This window comes from Shewanella hafniensis (assembly GCF_019655335.1).
Classification (GTDB): Bacteria; Pseudomonadota; Gammaproteobacteria; order Enterobacterales; family Shewanellaceae; genus Shewanella; species Shewanella hafniensis.
On the sequence record NZ_BPFD01000253.1, the window covers coordinates 1 to 433 of the forward strand.

Annotated in this window: 1 protein-coding gene; it reads right to left on the reverse strand. The window is 56.4% G+C overall.

All coding sequences use genetic code 11. From position 1 onward, the window contains the following. A partial coding sequence (locus tag K5Q99_RS23215) for a 3-deoxy-7-phosphoheptulonate synthase (RefSeq protein ID WP_220778158.1) occupies positions 1-291 on the reverse strand: 291 nt, incomplete at its 3' end. Positions 292-433: the final 142 nt, after the last annotated feature.

Genomic DNA, 433 nt, shown 5'->3' on the forward strand with positions numbered 1-433 from the left:
GGTCATGACGACCGCCATTGACAGTAGTACTCGCAGCTTACTCTTAATGTTGTCGGCGTTTACCCCTGCAAAAGTCTCAGCACAATCGCCGCCTTGCAGCAAAAATGCCTTGCGGTTAGCCACTGCCGCAAGATAGGCACGAAGGTCATCGCATTCTCCGGCAAAGACCAACGGAGGCAAACTACGTAGCTGGTTGACGACCTCAGCGGTTGCCTGAGGATCGGGGTACGACGGCTGTTGCACCCGTGGCAGGGCATTGAGGGCCTCAAGACTGGGAACGCTCTGAGACATGGCGGGGATTCTACTTCCCACCATGACCTTCTTCAGTTCCGTTCCACCCCTCTGACGAGGCTAAGCCACCGCATCCGAAACACCAGCCCTGGGATTTTCACCTACCTGGATGAATATCGCGCTCAGCAAGCCGATCGGCCAA